General features: G+C 71.4%; 15 protein-coding genes and 1 tRNA gene. 6 read left to right on the top strand and 10 right to left on the bottom strand.

The window, feature by feature from the left end; translation table 11 throughout:
* The first annotated feature begins 28 nt into the window (after nucleotides 1-28).
* From OHS82_RS29735 to OHS82_RS29745, 3 genes are all read left to right on the top strand, one after another.
* Nucleotides 29-2,206 carry a transglycosylase domain-containing protein gene (locus OHS82_RS29735; protein WP_079041557.1) on the top strand — a complete coding sequence of 726 codons (2,178 nt, stop codon included), beginning with the start codon at nucleotides 29-31 and terminating at the stop codon, nucleotides 2,204-2,206.
* A 48-nt stretch (nucleotides 2,207-2,254) separates the two neighbouring features.
* Nucleotides 2,255-3,541 carry a hypothetical protein gene (locus OHS82_RS29740; protein WP_057583053.1) on the top strand — a complete coding sequence of 429 codons (1,287 nt, stop codon included), beginning with the start codon at nucleotides 2,255-2,257 and terminating at the stop codon, nucleotides 3,539-3,541.
* Between the two features lie 138 nt (nucleotides 3,542-3,679).
* Nucleotides 3,680-4,837, top strand: a complete 1,158-nt coding sequence (locus OHS82_RS29745; RefSeq protein WP_328434924.1) for an amidase domain-containing protein — start codon at nucleotides 3,680-3,682, stop codon at nucleotides 4,835-4,837.
* Here the strand turns inward: OHS82_RS29745 and OHS82_RS29750 are convergent.
* From OHS82_RS29750 to OHS82_RS29760, 3 genes are all read right to left on the bottom strand, one after another.
* Nucleotides 4,825-5,376 (bottom strand): DUF4383 domain-containing protein, encoded by a 552-nt coding sequence (locus OHS82_RS29750; RefSeq protein WP_057583057.1) that lies wholly within the window; start codon nucleotides 5,374-5,376, stop codon nucleotides 4,825-4,827. The two genes, OHS82_RS29745 and OHS82_RS29750, sit on opposite strands and share 13 nt — an antisense overlap.
* A 109-nt stretch (nucleotides 5,377-5,485) precedes the next feature.
* On the bottom strand, nucleotides 5,486-6,868 hold the full coding sequence (locus tag OHS82_RS29755; RefSeq protein ID WP_328434925.1) for a hypothetical protein: 1,383 nt from the start codon (nucleotides 6,866-6,868) through the stop codon (nucleotides 5,486-5,488).
* A gap of 74 nt (nucleotides 6,869-6,942) precedes the next feature.
* Nucleotides 6,943-7,716: a DUF4097 family beta strand repeat-containing protein gene (locus OHS82_RS29760; protein WP_057583061.1), complete on the bottom strand. Its 774-nt coding sequence runs from the start codon at nucleotides 7,714-7,716 to the stop codon at nucleotides 6,943-6,945.
* Between the two features lie 158 nt (nucleotides 7,717-7,874).
* Between OHS82_RS29760 and OHS82_RS29765 the strand changes: the two genes are divergently transcribed.
* A tRNA-Val gene (locus tag OHS82_RS29765) sits at nucleotides 7,875-7,949 on the top strand.
* Between the two features lie 74 nt (nucleotides 7,950-8,023).
* Here the strand turns inward: OHS82_RS29765 and OHS82_RS29770 are convergent.
* Nucleotides 8,024-8,377 (bottom strand): hypothetical protein, encoded by a 354-nt coding sequence (locus OHS82_RS29770; protein WP_057583064.1) that lies wholly within the window; start codon nucleotides 8,375-8,377, stop codon nucleotides 8,024-8,026.
* 72 nt (nucleotides 8,378-8,449) lie between these two features.
* Nucleotides 8,450-9,337, bottom strand: a complete 888-nt coding sequence (locus tag OHS82_RS29775) for a serine hydrolase domain-containing protein (protein ID WP_328434926.1) — start codon at nucleotides 9,335-9,337, stop codon at nucleotides 8,450-8,452.
* A 125-nt stretch (nucleotides 9,338-9,462) separates the two neighbouring features.
* On the opposite strand from OHS82_RS29775, the gene OHS82_RS29780 reads away from it, so the two are divergent.
* Complete coding sequence (locus tag OHS82_RS29780) at nucleotides 9,463-10,005, top strand: GNAT family N-acetyltransferase (protein ID WP_057583066.1); 543 nt, start codon at nucleotides 9,463-9,465, stop codon at nucleotides 10,003-10,005.
* Here OHS82_RS29780 and OHS82_RS29785 read toward each other — a convergent pair.
* Complete coding sequence (locus OHS82_RS29785; protein ID WP_328434927.1) at nucleotides 9,980-10,930, bottom strand: ketopantoate reductase family protein; 951 nt, start codon at nucleotides 10,928-10,930, stop codon at nucleotides 9,980-9,982. The genes OHS82_RS29780 and OHS82_RS29785 overlap by 26 nt on opposite strands.
* Nucleotides 10,931-11,027: 97 nt before the next feature.
* Between OHS82_RS29785 and OHS82_RS29790 the strand changes: the two genes are divergently transcribed.
* Nucleotides 11,028-11,267: a DUF2277 domain-containing protein gene (locus tag OHS82_RS29790; protein ID WP_057583068.1), complete on the top strand. Its 240-nt coding sequence runs from the start codon at nucleotides 11,028-11,030 to the stop codon at nucleotides 11,265-11,267.
* Nucleotides 11,268-11,399: 132 nt separating this feature from the next.
* Here OHS82_RS29790 and OHS82_RS29795 read toward each other — a convergent pair whose 3' ends face one another.
* From OHS82_RS29795 to OHS82_RS29810, 4 genes are all read right to left on the bottom strand, one after another.
* On the bottom strand, nucleotides 11,400-12,011 hold the full coding sequence (locus tag OHS82_RS29795; protein WP_057583071.1) for a DedA family protein: 612 nt from the start codon (nucleotides 12,009-12,011) through the stop codon (nucleotides 11,400-11,402).
* 240 nt (nucleotides 12,012-12,251) lie between these two features.
* Nucleotides 12,252-12,701: a DoxX family protein gene (locus tag OHS82_RS29800; protein WP_057583073.1), complete on the bottom strand. Its 450-nt coding sequence runs from the start codon at nucleotides 12,699-12,701 to the stop codon at nucleotides 12,252-12,254.
* 256 nt (nucleotides 12,702-12,957) lie between these two features.
* Nucleotides 12,958-14,655, bottom strand: coding sequence for an alkaline phosphatase D family protein (locus OHS82_RS29805; protein WP_057583075.1), 1,698 nt, complete (start codon nucleotides 14,653-14,655; stop codon nucleotides 12,958-12,960).
* A gap of 78 nt (nucleotides 14,656-14,733) precedes the next feature.
* Nucleotides 14,734-15,378 (bottom strand): HNH endonuclease family protein, encoded by a 645-nt coding sequence (locus tag OHS82_RS29810; protein ID WP_057583078.1) that lies wholly within the window; start codon nucleotides 15,376-15,378, stop codon nucleotides 14,734-14,736.
* Nucleotides 15,379-15,690: the final 312 nt, after the last annotated feature.

Consider the following 15,690-nt stretch of genomic DNA (forward strand, 5'->3'; position numbering starts at 1 on the left):
GGAGGAGCCCCAAGAGCCGGATGCCACCATGCAGTTGAAGGTGCCGCCCGCTTTCCAGGCGGACGAGACCATGCAGCTGCGCGTGTCGGACATACCGGTTGAGCCGGAAATATCCCAGGGGGATGCCGACGGCGAGACGCGTTCGTCGAAGAATCGGCGCAAAGCCCCCCGGCCTCCCGTGCATGTCCGCATATCTGCCGCTCTGGGCCCTCGGCTCGCCCCGCTCCTCGCCGTGCTGGCGCCGTATGTGTCTCGTGTCACTCCGTACGTCCGCAAACTGCGCCCGCAGTACCCGAGGCCCGGCCGTGACGACTGGCGGCGCTGGATACCCTCCTGGCGGCAGTGGCTCGGCGGGGTCCTCACCTCCATAGGCCTGAGCACCATGTTCCTGGTCGTCGCCTACGCCGCCACCGACATCCCGGACAACCTCAACACCTATGCCACACAGCAGGACAACGTGTACTTCTGGGCCGACGGGACGCCGATGGCCCGCACCGGCTGGGTGCAGCGGCAGGCGATGCCGCTGAAGGACATCCCCGAGGACGTCCGCTGGGCCGTGCTCTCCGCCGAGAACGCGAGCTTCTACAGCGACCCCGGCATCTCCTTCAAGGGCCTCAGCCGGGCCCTGTTCCGCACCATCGGTCAGGGCGACACGCAGGGTGGCTCCACGATCACCCAGCAGTACGTGAAGAACGTCTACCTGAACCAGAACCAGACGATCAGCCGCAAGTTCACCGAGGCGATGATCTCCCTCAAGCTCGACAACCAGATGAGCAAGGACGACATCCTCGAGGGCTACCTCAACACCAGCTGGTTCGGCCGCGGCACCTACGGCGTCCAGCGCGCCGCCCAGGCCTACTACGGCAAGGACGCCAGCGAGCTCAACGCCAGCGAGGGCGCGTTCCTCGCCTCGCTCCTCAGGGGCGCCGGCCTGTACGACCCGACCCTCAACCCCGCCAACCGCGCCCGGGCCGTCGATCGCTGGTCGTGGACCCTGGACCGGATGGTCGAGATCGGCAAGCTGTCGAAGGCCGAGCGCGCCACCTACACGAAGTTCCCCGAGCCGCTCAAGGCCAACCCGCTGTACGACACCGGCGAGCAGAGCGACTACCTGGTGGAACTCGCCTCCCAGTACGCCAAGAAGGCCGGGAACATCTCCGACAAGGACTTCGACCTCGGCGGCTACCAGATCTACACGACCTTCGACAAGAAGCGCGAGGCGCAGCTCACCGAGGCCGTCACCAAGGCCCGCGGCAAGGCCCTCAAGGACGACCCGAAGAACGCGAAGGCCGCCCACTACGGGGCCTCCTCGGTGGCCACCGACGGACGGATCCTCGCCGTGTACGGCGGCCCCGACCACCGTACGCAGGGCTACAACGAGTCCAACGCCACCACCGTCCCGGCCGGCAGTGCCTTCCTGCCGTTCGTCTACGCGGCCGGGCTCGAGCACGGCGTCCACAAGACCCGCGACGGGGCCACCACGCCCGTCACCGGGGACTCGCTGTACGACGGCAACGACAAGGTGCCGGTGAAGACGCCCGAAGGCCCCTACTGGGACCGCAGCGGCAAACAGGTGGCCGCGAGGAACGACGGGGGCAGGTCCTACGGGCAGATCTCCCTGCGCCGGGCGCTGGAGCTGTCCGTGAACACGCCGTTCATGCAGCTCGGCATGGACACCGGCCTGGACCTGGTGCGCTCCACCGCCGAGAAGTCCGGGCTGCTGCCCTCCAGCTTCGGGGCGCAGGTGCCGGCCCTGACCATGGGCAGCGCCACGCCCAGCGCGATCCGTATGGCCAGCGGTTACGCCACCTTCACCGCGGACGGCAAGCACACCGAGCCGTACTCGGTGCGGCTGATCACCAAGAACGGCACCAAGGTCGTCCTGGACACCCCGACCGCCGACCGGGCGATCAGCCCGCGCGTGGCCAGGGAGGTCAGCTCCGCGCTGGCCGACTCCTTCCGCACGGCCCACCCCGGCGACACGCCCGCCACGCCCTCCCGGGTGGCCGGGAAGGCGGGCACCACCCAGGGCGACACCGCCGCCTGGTTCGTCGGCTCGGCCAAGTCGGTGTCCACGGCGGTCGTCGTCTACCGCATCGACCTCACCAAGAGCCTCGAACCGCTTCCTCTGAAAGGCATCGCAGGCACGACCCAGAAGAGCGTCCCGTACGGCATCTGGTCAGGTGCCATGAGCCCGCTCGGCTGACCACCGCGCAGGCGCCCGCGTCCCCAGAATCCGGAGAATGAGCCGCACATGAAGTCACCGTCGGGCCGCCGCCGCAAGGCCCCGGCAACAACGCGCCGCCCCGCTGCCACGCACCCGGGGTTCCTGACGCTGGCGGCGCTGCTCGTCGTCGCGTCCCTGGTGGCCGGCTACCTGGTGCTCAACCGCACCGCGAACACCGAGCCGACCGCGTCGTCGGGGGACAGCAAGAAGGCGTCGGCGGGGGCCACCGAGGAGCCGGCGTGGGACGGCAAGACGCATGTCCTGGGGGACGGATCCACCTCGTACACCGGTCCGCAGAAGGGTGAGCTGAAGGCGGTCCCGCTCAAGCCGGGGGAGAAGCCGCCCCAGTTCGTGGTCTTCTCCTGGGACGGCGCGCTCATGGGCGACGACGGCCTCTTCGAGCACTACCGGAAGATGGCCGAGCAGTACAACGCGCACATGACCTTCTTCCTCACCGGCATCTACCTGCTGCCCAAGAGCAAGAAGGACCTGTACTCCCCGCCGCAGCACCCCAAGGGCTCCGCGGCGATCAGCTTCCCCACCGACGAACACATCCGCACCACGCTGGAGCAGCTCGGCGAGGCGTGGAAGGAGGGGAACGAGATCGGCACCCACTTCAACGGCCACTTCTGCGGCGCCAAGGGCGGCAAGGACTGGAGCGTCGAGGAGTGGAAGAGCGAGATCGACCAGTTCTACGAGTTCGTCGAGAACTGGAAGACCAACACCGGCTACAAGGACATCGCCCCGCTGCCCTTCGACTTCAAGAAGGCGGTCGTCGGCGGCCGGGCGCCCTGTCTCGAGGGTCAGGCGAACCTGCTGAAGGCCGCGAAGAGTTACGGCTGGCGTTACGACGCGTCCTCCGCCGGCGACTTCCAGATCTGGCCGACGAAGAAGAACGGCATCTGGGACTTTCCGCTGCAGATGCTCCCGTACGAGGGCGGTAAGTACCAGGGCCTGTCCATGGACTTCAACTTCCTGTACAACCAGTCCAAGGGGGAGGTCGAGGGCAACCCGGCCGAGTACCCGCAGTGGGAACAGGAGACCGCCGACTCCTATATGGCGGGCTTCAACCGCGTGTACTACGGCAGCAGGGCCCCGCTCTTCATCGGCAACCACTTCGAGGAGTGGAACGGCGGCATCTACATGAAGGCCGTCGACCAGATCATCGAGAACGTGTGCACCAAGAAGGACGTCAAGTGCGTGTCCTTCAAGGAGCTCGCCGACTGGATGGACGTCCAGACGCCCGCCACGCTGGAGCGGCTGCGCACGCTGGATCCCGCGCAGAGCCCGGACTGGTCCACGGTCGTCAAGTGACCGCCGGGGGACGGCGGGTGAAGTAACCAAACCTCAACCGCAACCCCCTTCACAACAGCCACACACCCCGTGCAAGGATGCCCTCCTCGGCATCCCATCGCCGGGGCAAGAGGGGAAACATCAGTGAAGTCAAGGAAATTGAAGGCGACACGCCGCCGCGTCGCGATACTCGGGGCCGCCGCCACCTCGGTCGTCGCCGGAGTGGCGCTGCTGCCCAACTGGTCCGCGGGCGCCGCGGTCGTCGACGACCCCACGGTCGACGCCAGGACGAAGGCCACTTTCCAGAAGCTGGCCGACGCGGTCTTCACCGACCGTACCGACGCGCTGGTCACCGGCGCGCAGGGCGACCGGTCGAAGCCGCTGACCAACGGTTTCTCGGGCGACGTCAAGCTGAGCTCCGGCACGGCCCGCACGGAGGACGCCGCGCTCTCCACGCTCGGCCGGCGCAAGGACACGCTGGCGAAGGCCGGCGAGAAGTACAGCAAGGCCGCCACCACCGTCACCCTGAACGCCACGCGCGTGACGGGCCGCACGGCCAAGGCCGCGGTCACCGAGACCACGACCCTGACCTACGCCCAGACGCGCGGCAACGCCCCGAAGACCACCGGGTTCCAGGCCAGGCACGAGCTGACGTTCAAGGCCGACCAGCAGGGCAACTGGCAGCTCACCACCATCCGGGACACCGACCAGGGTGGCCTCGCGGTGAACACGCTCTCCAAGCCGACGCCGACGGTGAAGGTGACGACGGCGGACGACACCATGCCGAACGCCAAGCGCGCGGCGACCACGTGGAACCCGCCCGCCGTGCCGAAGACGGGCACCGCGTACGACTACAAGGCGATGGCCGCCTACGCCGAGAAGTACGTGTACTCGTACAACAAGGACTACCCGGACTTCAACAACCACACCGCGGGCGGCGACTGCACCAACTTCGTCAGCCAGTCCCTCAAGGCCGGCGGCTGGAAGCACGTCCCGGGTTACGTGTACGACTACACCAAGTGGTTCGGCAACGCCGACATCCAGTCCGACTCGTTCGTCGGCGTCAACGAGTGGTCCTGGTTCGCCCAGAACTCCAAGCGGACCACCCCGCTGGCCAACGTCTACCAGCTCGAGGTCGGCGACGTCCTCCAGATGGACTTCGACCGCGACGGGTCCAAGGACCACACGATGATCGTCACGGCCAAGAGCAACGGCATGCCGTACCTGACGTACCACTCGAACAACACCCTGCGTAAGTCGTTGGCGAGCATCATCATGCAGAACCCGAACTCGTACTACTACGCCTACCGCACCTGATCGGGGCTCACCGCTCCTGATCCGGCCGGCCCGTCACTCCCCTCGGGGTGGCGGGCCCGCCAGTACGGGTTGTCGTGCGGCAGGGCGGACCCCACCCTGCCGTACATCCCGAACACCATCAGCAGGATGCCGATCACAAAGCTGAGCATGCAGTTCTGGATCTCGAAGGCCAGGAAGTTGTAGTCCGTCTCCAGCAGGGCCATGTTCAGGAACCCGCTGAGGATGAACAGCACCCCGAAGACCATGTTCAGCGTGGACGCGACGTTCCCGCCGATCACCATGCCCGCGACGAGCAGCAGCCCGACCGCGACCGACAGCCAGCTCAGCGCGCCGTTGGTGTTGAGGCTCCACACCTGGTCCCCGCCGGTGTCCAAGAAGCCGATCCGGTCGATGATCCCGAAGACGCCGAAGACGATCAGACCCAGGCCCATCAGCCCGGCGCCGATCCGGTAGACCAGGTTCAGCCGGTGGTCGACGGGCAGATGGTCGTCGATCCTGATCCGCCGTTTCGAGCCGGAACGCAGTGCGTGCGTCGCCATCTCCGCCTCCCGATAGGTGAGACATGCCGACAGAAGGACGTCACGTGCCCGGAATGTCCGCACGTGCCCTCGTCATCCAATATCCGCCCGTCGAGCGGCAGGGGCAATGTCAGTGCCCGGTGCCGCGCTCCTCGCGGATCCGGGCCACCGTGCCGGCGACCGCCCGCCGGACGGCCTCCGTCTCGGTGAGGAAGTGCCAGTAGTCGGGGTGCCGGCCCTCGAGCGCGGCGATCGCCCGCTCCAGCCGGGCCACCGACTCGTCCAGCGGACGCGCGTGCCGGGGGTCGGGCGTGTTGCGCCCCGCCATGGCCAGCCGCTGGGCGTCCCGGATCGCGAACCGGGTCCGGTCGATCTCCGTCTGCGGATCCTTCTGCACCGCGTTCAGCCTGTTCAGCCGGTCGCCGGCGGCCGACACCGCCTCGTCCGTGGTGTTCAGCAGCGCCCGCACCGTGGACAGCAGCGCGGTGGCGTCCGGCCAGCGCTGCGCGTCCCGTGCGGTCTGCGCCTCGGCCAGCTTCGCCTCGGCCTGCCGGACGTTCTCACCGGCCTGGTCGGGAACGTGCTGAAGGTCCTGCCAGCAGGCCGCCGTGAACCGCCGGCGCAGCTCGCTGAGCACTGGATCCACCTGTCCGGAGCGCGTCGTGAGCGCCTGCGCCCGGGTGCGCAGCGAGACCAGCCGGTGGTCGATCTCGGCGGCCCGCTCCGGCAGCCGGCCGGCCTCCGCGCGGACCGCCTCCGCCTCCCGTGCGACCCGTTCGGCGCGCTCCAGCGTCTGCGGCAGCCCGTGCCGGCCCGCACCCTGGTTCAGCATCGTCAGTTCCGGCGCGAGCGCCGCCAGGCGGGCCGCCAGATCGTCCGCCCGCAGGCCGCTCCCGCGGGCCGCGTCCAGCGCGCCGGAGGCGGCCAGCAGCGCCTGCCGGGCCCGCTCCACGGCCGGCGCGAGCCGGGCCAGCTGCGTCTCGGCCTTGCCGAGCAGCGGGCCCAGTCCGGCGGCGAACCGGTCCAGCTCCTGCTTGACGCGGCCCAGTTCCTCCTTGGCGCGGGTCAGCTGCCGGGACGCCTGGGCGGCCGCCGACGCCTCCAGGTCGTCCCGGTCGAGATCGTGGGCGTCCACCGCCTCGATGTACTGGTGGCTGGCCTCGTCGATGCGCCTGCCGACGGCCTCGAAGTCGGAGACCGCGCGTCGGGCGGCCGGCGAGTCGTCCACCGCTTTGATGGTCTCGATCGAGATCCGCAGATCCCGCTGGGCGCTGTCCAGTTCGTAGAACGCGGCGGCCGCCGCGTCCTTCGCGGCCTGGGCCTCGGCGCGCTGCTCCTCCGACCGTCCGCCGAACCAGCGCCGGGTGCCGCCGCCGGCGAACGCGGCGGGCAGCGCCAGCGCGGCTGCCAGGGGGAGGGCGACGAGGATCAGGGAGTCCCTGAGCGCGGCGAGCGCGGGACGCTCCGCGCGCGACGGCGACGGCGAGTACGGCCGTACTGGTGTCGCCGTCACATCCCTCTCCCGTGCTGTGATCCGCCCTGCCCGGTGTCATTCTCCCACCGGTTAAGGACGAACACACGGGCCGGTTAGTTCGCGTTCCGGACGGTGACTTTGCCGTCGGCGGTGCGTGCGCTCACCACATGGGCGCTGGACTCGTCGCGCGGCACGGACACGTCCACCCCGCCGTCGTCCGTCTCGGTCGTCACCCGGTACGCGGCCGCGGGCAGCGCGATGGTCACCGAGCCGTCGTCGCTGACGGACTCCACCCGGTCCGGGACGGTGCTGAGGGTGAGGCGCACCGAGCCGTCCTGGGTGTGCGTGGTCACCGAGCGGGCGGCGACCTCGGCGCGGACCGAACCGTCGTCCGTGCGCAGGTCCAGCGGTCCCGTGGAGTCGGTGACGTGCACGGAGCCGTCCTCGGCGTGCACGCTCAGCGCGTCCCGGAAGCCGTGCGCCCGGACGCTGCCGTCGTCGTCCTCGACCTTCACGGCGATCCCGCGGGGCACCTCGATGCGGTGCTTGGCCGCGCAGTCGGCGACCACGCCGGAGCAGTGCATCCGCAGCGTCAGCCGGTCGTCCTTCATCGACCAGGTCACCTTCGGTTTCCCGCCGACGACGACCGAGCCCTCGAACCAGCGGGTGACGTCGACCTTGCCGGCCTCGGCGTCCTGCGACGCGACGATCTCGAGCGCCGAGTCGTCGGAGTCGATCGTGAGGGTGCCGCCCGAGATGCCGAACGTCCGGTGGTCGGGATGGTCGTCGTCCGCGGCGGAGGCGCCGCAGGCGGTCGCGCCTGCCGCGAGGGCCACGACGGCCCCGGCGACGAGGACCGAGCGGGCGAAACGGGTGGTACGGACCATGGCGATCTCCCCCTGGGCTGCTTGACGATGCGCTTACGACGGTAGGCAGCCGCGGGCCCCCGGACGATCCGGCACACTCCCGGATCAGGGGTGGGGGTAACCCCCGATACGGGTTTGCGGGGCACGTGCCCCGGCCATGTAGGCTGTCGACTCGTCCTGGGTGCGTAGCTCAGGGGTAGAGCGCCTGCCTTACAAGCAGGATGTCGGCGGTTCGAAACCGTCCGCGCCCACCAAGGACGAGGCCCCGCTCCTCGGGGCGTCGCCACCGAAGGCCCTCCGTTTCCCGGGGGGCCTTCGTCGTGTCCGCTCAGGCCTGTCCGGCGGCGGGGTCGGGGGGTGGGTCGGGGGTGTGCTTGAGGGTCATGCGGGCCTCGACGCGGTCCGCCGCGGCGACCTCCGCCCAGAAGCGGTGGCAGGTCACGAACACCGCGAGCTCGTGCTCGCGCCGCCGTAGTTTCTCCACCTCTTCCTGCTCGTCCGCCGTCCAGCCGGGCGAGGCGGGCCGCTCGGCCTTGCGCCAGCCGCCGGTGTCGCTGTAGCCGTCCAAGGGCTCCACCGACCAGGGAAGCCGCTTCAGCAGGGCCGACAGCTCGGCCCGGACCTGATGCAGCTCCTCCTGACCGGCGCGCAGGTCGCTGGGAAAGTCATAGGTCGTAGCCACGCGGCAATGGTACGCCTGTTCGATTTTGAGTAGCGAGTTCCTTCAGGGTGTTTGCGTGAACGAGTGTTCGAATTAGTCCTGTCGACGGTCGTCCTGTCCGAGCAGCGCGACGCCCAGCTCGTCCGTCTCCTCCGGTTCCGCGTTCAGACGGTGGACGACCACCCAGCGCCCGTCGTCCTCGGCCCCGGCGAACAGCGACGCCAGACGCGTCGCCCCGTTGTGCCAGACCAGCGAGCCCGTCCGTATCCAGGACGGCGCCGGGTCGCCCAGCCGGCGCTCCACGAGAAGCCGGACGACCAGGTCGGCCACGGCGCGGGGAGTCGCCCACAGGCCTCCCGCCGGCAGGATCGCGCCGTCCATCGTCCAGGGCCGGCGGGACCCGCCGAACAGCCCCGGGGCCTGCAGACACCGCTCGGGGGCGGGGCGTGCCGTCATCTCCGCGATGTCCAGCGGGCGCAGCACGTACGCCGTCGCAAGTTCCTCGTAGGTCGTCCCGGCCGCGGCGCTGAGGGCCGCGCCGAGGATCGCGTAGCCGAAGTTGGAGTACTCCTCGCCGCTCCCCGGCGGACCCACGGCGAGTGTGTCCAGCCGGGGCAGGAGCGCGTGCAGCGCCGGGAGGTCGAACGCGGCGTACGGATCCCGGTCCGGCAGGGGGCCCGGCGGCAGCCGGGGGAGGCCGGAGGTGTGCCGGGCGAGGTGGAGCAGCGTGATCCCGGTGGCGGGGGCCGCGGGCAGCCACCGCTCCAGCGGATCGTCGAGGGCGAGGACGCCCGCCGCGGCCATCCGGGTCAGCGCCGTGCCGGTGACGACCTTGGTCAGTGAGGCGATCGGCACGAAGCGGTCGACGGCGTGACCGTCGCCGAGGCGCGGCGGACCGTCGTGGGTGAGCACACAGGTCGGGACGCGGCGGCGTACGAGCGACGTCGCCCGTGACACGACGCCGAGGGCGGGAACGGGCATGAATTCTCTTCCGTCGGTCGCGAACGGGGCGATGGCGGGGCCGAGTTCGCCCGGGGACGTCATGATCGTACGTCCGGCTTCGCCGTCCGCCGGCCGTGTCGTACCCCGGTCCTAGGATGACGGCCATGGACGACACGCGGGCGGAACCGGTACGGCTGGAGCCCTGGTCGCAGGGCGACCTCTGGCTGCTGCGGAGGACCAACAGCGCGGAGATGACCGGCCACCTGGGCGGGCCGGAGAGCGAGGAGCAGCTCGCCGACCGGCACCGGAGGTACCTCGAACTGCCCGCCGGGCGCATGTACCGGGTCGTGTCGGCGGCAGGCGGCGAGACCGTCGGCTCGATCGGCTACTGGGCGCGCGAGTGGCAGGGCGAAGCGGTGTGGGAGACGGGCTGGGCGATTCTTCCCGAGTTCCAGGGCAGAGGGCTAGCCGCCCAGGCCGCCCGGGCCCTGGTGGACGCCGTGCGGCGGGCCGACGGCGGCCGCCCGGCCCTGCACGCCTATCCCTCCGCGGACCATGCCGCGTCCAACGGGGTCTGCCGCAGGGCCGGGTTCACGCTGCTCGGGGAGGTCGAGTTCGAGTACCCGAAGGGGAACCGGATCACGTCCAACGACTGGTACGTCGATCTTCGCCGCCCCGCTCCTACCGGGGGTCGCCGGGCCGGATGACGTCCGGTCGGGCGGCGGCCGCCGTGTGCGCGTCCGTCAACTCCTCCACCAGGCGCGCCGTCACCGGCGTCGGCACCCTGTGCCGCTCGGCCGCGCGCAGCAACGCCCCGCCGATCGCGTCGAGTTCGAGAGGCCGGCCGGCTTCGGCGTCGCGCTGCATGGAGGACTTCATGGCGGGGGCGAAGGCGTCGTAGCGTGCGAGGGCCGCGGCCGGGTCCACGGGCGCGCCGCAGGCGGTGCTGACGGCGGCGGTCTCCTCGACCAGCGCGGCGAGCTCCTCGCGATGCCGGGTGCGCACCTCGCCCAGGGGCAGTCCGTGGCGGGTGGTGAGCAGGGCGAAGGGCGCGAGGAACGACATCTTCGCCCACAGGGCGGCGGTCTCGTCCGGCAGGACGCGGACCGTCGGACCGGCCGCCGTCAGCGTCCGCGCGAGCGCGTCGAGGCGTGGACGCGGCACGGCGTCGCCGGTCAGGTCGATCTCCGCGAACGAGCTCCCGTGCTCGATCACGCCCGGGGCGACCCGGGTGGACTCGACGCGGATGACGGCGGGGGCGACCCCGTCCGGACGGTGGTGCGCGCGCAGGGCGGCCGGGTGCTCGACGCCGTTCAGCAACGGCACGAGCAGGGTGCCGTCGCCCAGCGCCGGGGCGGGGACGCGGGCCAGGGCCGCGTCGAGCGCCGTGTGCTTGACGGCGATCAGGACCGCGTCGACCGGGGCGCGCAGCTCGGTGTCCGCTTCGACGGGGGCGGTGAACTCGCCGAACGTGGCGCTGTGGACGCGGATGCCCTGCGTGCGGAGGACCTTCGCGGTGTTCTCGCCGGCCAGACACGTCACCCGGAGCCCGGCGCGGGACAGCAGGGCGGCGAGCAGTCCGCCCACCCCGCCGGGGCCGAGGACGGCGACGGTGCGTACGTCATGAGGCATGGTGCTGTCGTTCCTCTCGTCGGTCGGCCCCGCGGGAACGGTGGCCGCCACAGAGATGATCGTGGCACAGGAGGGGGAGGCGGGGCAGACTGTGAGCATGTGCCGGAGTATCAAGACGTTGCGTCCGCCCGCGTTGCCCGAGGAGGCGACCGAGGACGAGGTGCGCGCAGCAGCCCTGCAGTACGTCCGCAAGGTGTCCGGTTTCCGGGCCCCGGCCGAGCACAACCGGGAGGTGTTCGAGCGGGCGGTGGAGGCCGTCGCCGCGGCCACGGCGGAACTCCTGGACGGCCTCGAGGTACGCGGCGCGTCCCGCGGCGCCGCCGCCGCGCGGGCGTAGCCGGGCCCCGGAGCGCCGACCACCCCGTCGCCCAGGCCGTCGGGCCCCGGCCGGGACGGCCCGCGCCGCGCCGGCCTGCGCGATGCGGGCTTGCGCGGTGCGGGAGTGCGCGGCGCCGGTCTGCGTGGTCCGTTACGCCGGCTGGCGGCGCATGACGAAGGCGGCGGCGGCGCCCGCGCCGAACAGGGCGAGGACCGACACCCCCGTCGCCAGCCAGGTCGTGCCGAGCCAGTGGGCGCCGTAGTAGCCGAGGGCCGCGCTGTAGCCCGCCCAGGACAGGCCGGCCAGCGCGGACCACGGGAGGAACTCGCGCGGGCGGCGGTGCGCGGCGCCCGCGATCAGCGAGACGACGGAGCGGCCGGCCGGGGCGAACCGGGCCAGCACCACCAGCGCGCCGCCGCCCCGGGCCAGTGCCGCGCCGAGACGTTCCTGCGCGGTGGTCAGCCGGCGGGAGCGGGAGATCGCCCGGTCCAGTCGCTCGCCGCCGCGCCAGGCGAGCCGGTAGGCCACCAGGTCGCCCAGCACCGAGGCGGTCGTCGCGGACAGGATCAGGACCATGATGTCCGGCACGTCGTGCGGGACCTGTCCGGTCGCCGCGCCCGAGCCCGCCGCGGCGGCCGTGGCCGCCGTGATGACGAGCACCCCGCTGGGCAGCACCGGCAGGAATACGTCGAGGAGGACCGACAGGCCGACCACCGCGTAGATCCAGGGGCTGCCGAGCAACGCCCCCACACTCTCCAACACCGCGAACTCCCCGTGTCTCCCCCGTGACGACCGACCGTGCCGCTGTGTCGCGGGGGAGCGGCAGATGCGGCCAATGACAGCCATACAGCGTACGCCGGGGGTGTGACAGCGGATTCACGGGGGGCTCGTGTGTTCGGCACAGCACGTTCACCCGCGGGATGCACATGACCGCCCGGCGGACGTGCGGCCGGGCGGTCGTGTGCGGGGCGGTGTGCCCTGGTTCGTGTCGGGCCGGTCGGGTCAGACGGAGACCGTGGCCTGCTGGGTCGAGGGCTCCCGCTTCGTGGCGGTGCGGCCCGCGACCAGGCGGTCCAGGCCCAGGGCGCCGGAACCGGTGAACACCAGCAGCAGGAAGGCCCAGCAGAACATCGCCGACGCCTCGCCGCCGTTCTCCATCGGCCACAGGGCGTTGGGCTGGTGCACCTTGAAGTACGCGTACGCCATGGAGCCCGAGGCGAGTAAGGCGGCGGGCCGGGTGCCGAATCCGACCAGCACCAGACTGCCGCAGACGAGCTGGATCACGGCCGCGTACCAGCCGGGCCAGGCGCCGGCGTCGACGGTGCGGCCGGCGGCCTCGGCGCCGAGGACGCCGAACAACGAGGCCGCGCCGTGGCAGGTGAAGAGCAGGCCGACGACGATGCGGTAGAGGCCGACCGCGTACGGCTGAGCGGTGTCGAGACGAGCGGACATGGTGGGGGGTGCTCCTTCGGTGTCGGGCGGGCCGGCCCCGAAAGGGGAGTGGACCGGACCCGTCGTCGGGGGGGGGGGGGGGGGGGGGGGGGGGGGCGGCGGTACCGAACGAGCCGTCAACGCTAGGGGGAGCCCATGGATGCTTGCAAGTTCAACTTGAGCCATCACTGACGCATAAGAGGGCAACCACCTTACGGATTACCCTTTTTGACGGGTAATCAGACGCCTGTCCGTCATGGGTCGTGGGTCGCTCTCCTCAGGTGAGGTCCGATTCCTCCACCGTGGCGAGCGCCCCGTCCTTCTGCGCCTGCTCCAGCCGCAACCGAGCGGAACGGCCGCGCAGGGTCAGCGACATGAGCTGGTTGCCGAACCACGGCCCGCCCTTCTTGCGCCAGCTGACGGGAAGCTGCGGGCAGCGGCCGTGCCGGCGCAGACGCCTGCCGAGCGCGCGGGCCACGGCGCTCCAGCCGAAGCGGAAACCCACCCGGATCGACAGGGGGACGGAGTTGTGGACGGGTGAGCAGGTGAGCTGCAGCACCCGGGCGTCCGGCCCGGGCGCGTCACGCCAGCGCGCCTCGGCCACGTAGGCGTGGTGCACGTCCCCGGAGAGCACCAGCACACTCGCCGGCGCGTCCGCTCCCGCCCCCGTGTCGGCGATCAGCTCCGCCAGCTCGGCGAAGGACTCGGGGAAGGCCGCCCAGTGCTCCAGGTCCGCGCCGCGCCGCAGCCTCTCCCCGAAACGGGCCCAGCGCGCACCGCGCTCGCCCCGGCACAGGGCTGCGTCCCACTCCTCGGCGTCGTGCACCAGATGCGGCAGCAGCCAGGGCAGCGAGGAGCCGACGAGGAGGTGGTCGTAGGAGCCGGGACGGTCGAGGACCTGGGCGCGCAGCCACTCCCGCTCGCCCTCGTCGAGCATGGCGCGCCGGTCCTCGTCGAGGACCCGCGCCGCCCGGCTGTCGACGATCAGCAGCCGTACCCGCCCGAAGTCGCGCCGGTAGCTCCACCGCACGGACGCCGGGTCGTTGTCCGCCCGGTCGGCGAAGGCGCGCAGCACGTCGGTGCCGTCGGGCGCGTCGCGTACGGCCGCGTAGAGCGGGTCGGCGGCCAGCTCGGCCGGGGACAGGTTCCCGAGGTGCTGGTGCACCCAGTACGACATCAGCCCGCTCAGCACCCGCTCGCGCCACCAGGCGGTGGCCCGCATGTCGGCGAGCCACGCCGCGGAGGTGTTCCAGTCGTCGATCACGTCGTGGTCGTCGAAGACCATGCACGTCGGCACGGTGGACAGCAGCCAGCGCACGCCGGGGTCGCGCCAGGACTCGTAGTAGAGCCAGGTGTACTCCTCGTAGTCCGCGACCTCGGCGCCCGGCGGATCGGTCAGGCCGCGGCGGGCCTCGATCCGCTTCCGGGTCGCGTCGGACACCTCGTCGGCGTACACCTGGTCGCCCAACAGCAGCAGGACGTCCGGGCGTTCGGCGGTCGGGTCGGCGGCGAGGCGCGCCGCGAGGCCGTCCAGGGCGTCGGGGCCGACCGGGTCGTTCCCGCCGGCCGGGGGCGCCGCCCAGCGGCACGAGCCGAACGCCACCCGGACGGCGTCGCCGCCCCGCGCGCCGCCGCCCGCGTCCCCGTTCCCCTCGTCGTCCCCGTCCCCGTCATCGCTCCCGTCGCGTTCGGCGGCGGGGGAGTGGATCTCGGAGGGCGGGAAGGGGGAGTCGGGCGGCGGCCACACGCGTGACCCGTCGAGGAAGACCTCGTAGGCCGTCGAGGTGCCCGCCGTCAGACCGGTCACCTCGACCAGCGCGTAGTGGTGGCCCGCCACCTGGAAGGTGCGGGCGGCGCCGCCCGCACCGTCGGCGCAGCGCACCTCGGCGGCGCACGGACGGCTCGTCTCGACCCATACGGTCGCGGACGAGCCGTCGGCGTATCTCAGCAGTGGTCCCAGCCGCAGTCCGGCCACGTGATCGCCCTCCTCCGTCGCACCGTACGGTACGGAACGACGAGGGTCCTGGGGGAGTGCCGGGCGGCCACGGACCGGTCAGCAGCCGGCGAGGTAGCTCGTCAGCGCGCTCTTCTCGGCGGAGTCCACCGAGAGGTCGTAGTAGTACTTCACCTGCACCCAGGCGCGGACGTAGGTGCAGCGGTACGAGGTGACCGACGGCATCCACTCGGCCGGGTCCTGGTCGCTCTTGGACTGGTTCACGTTGTCCGTGACGGCGATGAGCTGCGGCCGGGTCACGTCGTTGGCGAAGGACTGGCGCCGGGCGGTGGTCCAGGCGCTCGCCCCGGAGTCCCATGCCTCGGCGAGCGGGACCAGGTGGTCGATGTCGAGGTCGGAGGCGGCGGTCCAGGTGGCGCCGTCGTAGGGGGAGTACCAGCTGCCGCTGGTGGCGGTGCAGGCGGAGTTGGTGACGACGTTCGTGCCGTCCCGCTTGAGGATGTACTCACGGGTGTTGCAGGTGCCGCTGATGGTGATCCAGGTGGGGAACAGGTCGCGGTCGTAGCCGGTGCGGTCCTCGGCCTTCACGGTGAGCGAGGCGAGGTAGGTGCGCGCGGTGGCGGCGGAGACCGGGGTGGGGAGGGCGGCGGAGGCGGTCGGGGACTGGAACAGCCCGACCGAGGCTATGAGGGCGGTGAGGACGGCCGTTGCGCTCAGGCGTCCACGCGCGTAGAACTTCGACATGCGAACTCCGTTGGGGAGGCGGGGTGTTGCAGCACGGGCGTGGGAATGCTCGCGCCGCCGCGTTGCGGGGAGATGTGCGTTCGATGAGAAGCTAGTGACGAGTGCATGACACGACAAGGTCTGCGGCGGAACGATCTCGTAGACTGGACGGCGCAGAAGGGGAGTAGCTCTTCGCCGGACCGTCGACATACTGCTCAGCTCGTCTGAGCCGGCGCCCGGAGGCGAGTCCGTGATGGCGGACCGCCAGCGAGACCTTCGGCAAGCAGTGCCCATCCGTGCCGCACGGCACGGATGACGTGTGCTGCCGTGCCG

This window comes from Streptomyces sp. NBC_00425, assembly GCF_036030735.1.
Taxonomy (GTDB): Bacteria; Actinomycetota; Actinomycetes; order Streptomycetales; family Streptomycetaceae; genus Streptomyces.

Bases quoted from the DNA above. Each gene is read 5' to 3' on its own strand.
- OHS82_RS29735 (WP_079041557.1), top strand. From the start codon at position 29: ATGCAGTTGAAGGTGCCGCCCGCTTTCCAGGCGGACGAGACCATGCAG.
- OHS82_RS29740 (WP_057583053.1), top strand. From the start codon at position 2,255: ATGAAGTCACCGTCGGGCCGCCGCCGCAAGGCCCCGGCAACAACGCGC.
- OHS82_RS29750 (WP_057583057.1), bottom strand. From the start codon at position 5,376: ATGGCGACGCACGCACTGCGTTCCGGCTCGAAACGGCGGATCAGGATC.
- OHS82_RS29760 (WP_057583061.1), bottom strand. From the start codon at position 7,716: ATGGTCCGTACCACCCGTTTCGCCCGCTCGGTCCTCGTCGCCGGGGCC.
- OHS82_RS29775 (WP_328434926.1), bottom strand. From the start codon at position 9,337: ATGCCCGTTCCCGCCCTCGGCGTCGTGTCACGGGCGACGTCGCTCGTA.
- OHS82_RS29780 (WP_057583066.1), top strand. From the start codon at position 9,463: ATGGACGACACGCGGGCGGAACCGGTACGGCTGGAGCCCTGGTCGCAG.
- OHS82_RS29785 (WP_328434927.1), bottom strand. From the start codon at position 10,930: ATGCCTCATGACGTACGCACCGTCGCCGTCCTCGGCCCCGGCGGGGTG.
- OHS82_RS29790 (WP_057583068.1), top strand. From the start codon at position 11,028: ATGTGCCGGAGTATCAAGACGTTGCGTCCGCCCGCGTTGCCCGAGGAG.
- OHS82_RS29800 (WP_057583073.1), bottom strand. From the start codon at position 12,701: ATGTCCGCTCGTCTCGACACCGCTCAGCCGTACGCGGTCGGCCTCTAC.
- OHS82_RS29810 (WP_057583078.1), bottom strand. From the start codon at position 15,378: ATGTCGAAGTTCTACGCGCGTGGACGCCTGAGCGCAACGGCCGTCCTC.